Raw genomic sequence first — 5,710 nt, forward strand, 5'->3', positions numbered from 1 at the left:
ACGAGGAGTCGTAGCAAGCGTGGTGGTTCGTGTTCCCGCGAGCCTTTTGTCCCCCCTTCCCCCCCCCCCCCCCCCGCTTTCGCCACAGGAGCCCTACACCGGGCCCGCCACCACCGCCACCGACTTCGTCAGCGGCGTGCCCGAGCCGTCGCGCCGGGGGTCGATCTCCGGCAGGTCGGCCGGGGTGCCGTTGGACGTGGCCGCCCGCGCCGGGGTCGCCCCCGCCCAGGCCATGACGAGGCAGTCCTCGCCCTTGAGGAAGCGCTGGCAGCGCACACCGCCCGTCGCCCGCCCCTTGCGCGGATACTGATCGAACGGCGTCAGCTTCGCCGACGTCTCCGAGGCACCCAGCAGCGTGCCCGCCGCACCGGCCACCGTGAACACCACGGCGTCCGCCGCCGGGTCGATCGCCGTGAACGAGATCACCTTCGCCCCCGCCGACAGCTTGATGCCCGCCATGCCGCCCGCCGGACGGCCCTGCGGGCGCACCTGCCCCGCCGGATAGCGCAGCAGCTGCGCGTCGTCCGTGATGAAGACCAGATCCTCCTCGCCCGTACGGAGCTCGACCGCGCCGACGATGCGGTCACCGTCCTTGAGGGAGATGACCTCCAGCTCGTCCTTGTTCGCCGGATAGTCCGGGACCACGCGCTTGACGACGCCCTGCTCCGTGCCGATCGCGAGGCCCGGAGAGGACTCGTCCAGGGTGGTCAGACACACCACCCGCTCGTCGTCCTCCAGCGTCAGGAACTCCGAGACCGGTGCCCCGCCCGCCAGGCTCGGCGCGGCCGCCGTCTCGGGCAGCTGCGGCAGGTCGATCACCGGCAGCCGCAGCAGCCGGCCCCCGGAGGTCACCGCGCCCACGTCCGCGCGGGCCGTCGCCGGGACCGCCGAGACGATCACGTCGTGCTTGACGCGCTTCTCGCCGTCGTCCGGGAACGGCTCGCCGCCCGCCGTGCGGGCCAGCAGCCCGGTGGAGGACAGCAGCACCCGGCACGGGTCGTCCGCGACCTCCAGGGGCACGGCCGAGGCGGGGGAGCCCGCCGACTGCAGCAGGACCGTCCGCCGGTCGGTGCCGAACTTCTTCGCCACGTCGGCCAGTTCATTGGAGACCAGCTTGCGCAGCTCCGCGTCGGACTCGAGGATCGCGGTCAGCTTCGCGATCTCGTCGTTCAGCCGGTCGCGCTCCGACTCCAGCTCGATCCGGTCGAACTTCGTCAGGCGGCGCAGCGGGGTGTCGAGGATGTACTGCGTCTGGATCTCGGAGAGCGAGAAGCGCGCGATCAGGCCCTCCTTGGCCTGCGCGGCGTTCTCACTCGATCGGATGATCCTGATGACCTCGTCGATGTCGAGGAGCGCCACCAGCAGGCCCTCGACCAGGTGCAGCCGGTCCCGCCGCTTGGTGCGCCGGAACTCGCTGCGCCGCCGCACCACCTCGAAGCGGTGGTCGACATAGACCTCCAGCAGCTCCTTCAGACCCAGCGTCAGGGGCTGCCCGTCGACCAGCGCGACGTTGTTGATGCCGAAGGACTCCTCCATCGGCGTCAGCTTGTAGAGCTGCTCCAGCACGGCCTCGGGGTTGAAGCCGTTCTTGATCTCGATGACGAGACGCAGGCCGTGGGAGCGGTCGGTGAGGTCCTTGACGTCGGCGATGCCCTGGATCTTCTTGGCGCCGACCAGGTCCTTGATCTTGGAGATCACCTTCTCCGGGCCGACCGTGTACGGCAGCTCGGTGACGACCAGACCTTTGCGACGGGGCGTCACGTTCTCCACGGTGACGGTGGCCCGGATCTTGAAGGTGCCCCGGCCCGTCTCGTACGCGTCACGGATGCCGCCCAGGCCCACGATCCGGCCGCCCGTGGGCAGATCCGGGCCGGGCACGAACCGCATCAGGGTGTCCAGGTCGGCGCCCGGGTGCTTGATCAGGTGCCGGGCGGCGGCCACGACCTCGCCGAGATTGTGCGGCGGCATGTTCGTCGCCATGCCGACCGCGATCCCGGAGGCGCCGTTGACCAGCAGGTTCGGATACGCGGCCGGGAGCGCGACCGGCTCCTGCTCGCTGCCGTCGTAGTTCGGCGTGAAGTCGACGGTGTCCTCGTCGATCGACTCCGTCATCAGCGACGTCGTCGCCGCCATCCGCGCCTCGGTGTAACGCATCGCGGCGGGCGGGTCGTCATTGCCCAGCGAACCGAAGTTGCCGTGCCCGTCGACCAGCGGCACGCGCATCGAGAAGGGCTGCGCCATGCGCACCAGGGCGTCGTAGATGGACGCGTCACCGTGCGGGTGGAGCTTGCCCATCACCTCGCCGACGACGCGTGCGCACTTCACGTACGAACGCTCGGGGCGCAGGCCCATGTCGTTCATCTGGAAGAGGATGCGGCGCTGGACGGGCTTGAGCCCGTCCCGGGCGTCGGGCAGGGCGCGCGAGTAGATGACCGAGTAGGCGTACTCGAGGAAGGAGCCCTGCATCTCGTCGACGACGTCGATGTCGAGGATGCGCTCCTCGAAGTCGTCCGGCGGCGGGGTCTTCGTGCTGCGGCGGGCCATCGCGGCTGCTGCTCCTTCGATCGATTGCCGAGGCGGGGTGCTGACGCCGACCATTGTGGACCGCCCCACTGACAACGCCGACAACCGACCCGTCCGTAAGAGCGCACCGCACCGGGAACTTCGCCAGATGTCAGCACGCTTGCATACAGTGACAGGACTGTTCATCACGCGAGTCGTCGCGAACCATCGCGAGCCTCCACGCGGGATTCCACGCGATCGAAGGGACGTACATGCCCATGGGTCACACGGCCACGCAACAGGCCGGTTCCAGCGGCCTGACAGCGACCGAGCACCGCCTGGCCAATGGCCTGCGGGTGGTGCTCTCCGAAGACCACCTGACCCCGGTCGCCGCCGTCTGCCTCTGGTACGACGTCGGCTCGCGCCACGAGGTCAAGGGCCGCACCGGCCTCGCCCATCTCTTCGAGCACCTTATGTTCCAGGGCTCGGCCCAGGTCAAGGGCAACGGCCACTTCGAGCTGGTGCAGGGCGCGGGCGGTTCGCTCAACGGCACCACCAGTTTCGAGCGGACCAACTATTTCGAGACCATGCCGGCCCATCAGCTGGAGCTGGCCCTCTGGCTGGAAGCCGACCGGATGGGCTCGCTGCTCACCGCGCTCGACGACGAGTCCATGGAGAACCAGCGGGACGTCGTCAAGAACGAGCGCCGCCAGCGGTACGACAACGTCCCCTACGGCACCGCCTTCGAGAAGCTGACGGCCATGGCCTTCCCCGACGGCCACCCGTACCACCACACCCCGATCGGCTCCATGGCCGACCTGGACGCCGCGTCCCTGGAGGACGCCCGCGCCTTCTTCCGCACCTACTACGCGCCGGGCAACGCCGTCCTGTCCGTCGTCGGTGACATCGACCCCGAGCAGACGCTCGCCTGGATCGAGAAGTATTTCGGCTCCATCCCCGCGCACGACGGCAAGCAGCCGCCGCGCGACGGCTCCCTCCCCGACGTCATCGGCGAGGAGCTGCGCGAGGTCGTGCGCGAGGAGGTGCCCGCGCGCGCCCTGATGGCCGCCTACCGCCTCCCGCACGACGGCAGCCGTGACGCCGACGCCGCCGACCTCGCCCTGACCGTCCTCGGCAGCGGCGAGTCCTCCCGGCTCTACAACCGCCTGGTCCGCCGCGACCGCAGCGCGGTGGCCGTCGGCTTCGGGATGCTGCGGCTGGCCGGCGCGCCCTCGCTCGGCTGGCTGGACGTCAAGGCGTCCGGCGGCGTCGAGGTGAGCGACATCGAGGCCGCCGTCGACGACGAGCTCGCCCGCTTCGCCGCTGAGGGGCCCACCCCGGAGGAGATGGAGCGCGCCCAGGCGCAGCTGGAGCGCGAGTGGCTGGACCGGCTCGCCACGGTCAGCGGCCGCGCCGACGAACTGTGCCGTTTCGCCGTGCTGTTCGGCGACCCCCAGCTCGCCCTCACCGCCGTGGAGCGCGCCCTCGACATCACCCCGGAGGAGGTGCAGCGGGCCGCCAAGGCCAGGCTGCACCCCGACAACCGCGCGGTGCTGGTCTACGAGCCCACCGCCCCCGCCGAAGAGCACGCCGAGCACGACCTGAACGACGAGGAGACGGCCCAGTGAGCGACGCCGTGGCCACCGGCACCGCAGGACCTTCGATGACCTTCCACCCCCGGCCGCGGGCCGGCGAGGCGACCCCCTGGGCCTTCCCGGCCCCCGAGCGCGGCACCCTGCCCAACGGCCTGACCGTGCTGCGCTGCCACCGCCCCGGCCAGCAGATCGTGGCCGTCGAGATCAACCTCCTGGCGCCGCTGGACGCCGAGCCGGAGGGCCTCGACGGGGTCGCCACCATCATGGCCCGCGCCCTGTCGGAGGGCACCGACAAGCACACGGCCGAGGAGTTCACCGCCGAGCTGGAGCGCTGTGGCGCCACCCTCGACGCGCACGCCGACCACCCCGGCGTCCGGGTCTCCCTGGAGGTGCCCGCCTCCCGGCTCGCCAAGGCCCTCGCCCTGCTCGCGGACGCCCTGCGCGCCCCCGCGTTTCCCGACAGCGAGATCGAGCGGCTCGTCGGCAACCGCCTGGACGAGATCCCGCACGAGCTGGCCAACCCCGCCCGCCGTGCCGCCATGGCGCTCTCGAAGCACCTCTTCCCGGCCGAGGCGCGCATGTCGCGCCCCCGCCAGGGCACCGAGGAGACCGTCGCGCGCATCGACGCCGCCGCCGTGCGCGCCTTCTACGAGGCGCACGTCCGGCCCGCCACCACGACCGCCGTGGTCGTCGGCGACTTCACCGGCATCGACCTCGAAGAGGCGCTCCGCGACTCCCTGGGCGCCTGGACGGGCTCCCTGGCGGAGCCCCGGCCGGTGCCGCCGATCACCGCGGATGACACCGGCCGCGTGGTCATCGTGGACCGCCCCGGCGCCGTCCAGACCCAGCTGCTGATCGGCCGGATCGGCGCCGACCGGCACGACCGCGTCTGGCCCGCCCAGGTGCTCGGCACGTACTGCCTCGGCGGCACCCTCACCTCGCGCCTGGACCGCGTCCTGCGCGAGGAGAAGGGCTACACCTACGGCGTGCGGTCCTTCGGCCAGGTGCTGCGCTCCTCCCCGGAGGGCACGGGCGCGGCCATGCTCGCCATCAGCGGCTCGGTCGACACGGCCTCCACCGGCCCCGCCCTGGACGACCTGTGGACGGTGCTGCGCACCCTCGCCGCCGAGGGCCTGACGGACGCCGAGCGCGACGCCGCCGTGCAGAACCTCGTCGGTGTCGCGCCGCTGAAGTACGAGACCGCCGCGGCCGTCGCGGGCACTCTCGCCGACCAGGTCGAGCAGTATCTGCCGGACGACTTCCAGGCGCGGCTGTACGAGCGCCTCGCGCGGACCGGCACCGTGGAGGCGACGGCCGCCGTCGTCAACGCCTTCCCGGTCGACCGGCTCGTGACCGTCCTCGTCGGTGACGCCGCGGAGATCGAGGAGCCCGTCAGGGCGCTCGGGATCGGCGAGGTCACCGTCGTCAGCGGCTGACGCCTGACGGCCGCTCATATCTCGCTCACACCCGAGTCGCGGCCGGCGGCTGATGTCTGACGCCGGGTGACATCAGCCACCTGGGAGGGGGGGGGGGGGGGGGGGGGGGGGGGGGGGGGGGGGGGGGGGGGGGGGGGGGGGGGGGGGGGGGGGGGGGGGGGGGGGGGGGGGGGGGGG

3 protein-coding genes are annotated in these 5,710 nt (G+C 72.1%); 2 read left to right on the forward strand and 1 reads right to left on the reverse strand.

Going from position 1 to position 5,710, the window contains the following annotated elements:
• Nucleotides 1-93: 93 nt before the first annotated feature.
• A complete protein-coding gene (locus tag ACZ4A5_RS31490) occupies nt 94-2,544 on the reverse strand; it encodes a DNA gyrase/topoisomerase IV subunit A (RefSeq protein WP_467591779.1) in 2,451 nt (816 codons plus the stop codon).
• 236 nt (nt 2,545-2,780) lie between these two features.
• Between ACZ4A5_RS31490 and ACZ4A5_RS31495 the strand changes: the two genes are divergently transcribed.
• Complete coding sequence (locus tag ACZ4A5_RS31495) at nt 2,781-4,130, forward strand: M16 family metallopeptidase (RefSeq protein ID WP_467591782.1); 1,350 nt, start codon at nt 2,781-2,783, stop codon at nt 4,128-4,130.
• A gap of 35 nt (nt 4,131-4,165) precedes the next feature.
• Nucleotides 4,166-5,533 carry a M16 family metallopeptidase gene (locus ACZ4A5_RS31500; protein ID WP_467591785.1) on the forward strand — a complete coding sequence of 456 codons (1,368 nt, stop codon included), beginning with the start codon at nt 4,166-4,168 and terminating at the stop codon, nt 5,531-5,533.
• Nucleotides 5,534-5,710 lie beyond the last annotated feature (177 nt).

Source organism: Streptomyces sp. NPDC025618 (assembly GCF_055558795.1).

Coding starts and splice junctions, on each gene's coding strand:
- ACZ4A5_RS31500 (WP_467591785.1), top strand. CDS start 4,166: ATGACCTTCCACCCCCGGCCGCGGGCCGGCGAGGCGACCCCCTGGGCC.
- ACZ4A5_RS31490 (WP_467591779.1), bottom strand. CDS start 2,544: ATGGCCCGCCGCAGCACGAAGACCCCGCCGCCGGACGACTTCGAGGAG.
- ACZ4A5_RS31495 (WP_467591782.1), top strand. CDS start 2,781: ATGGGTCACACGGCCACGCAACAGGCCGGTTCCAGCGGCCTGACAGCG.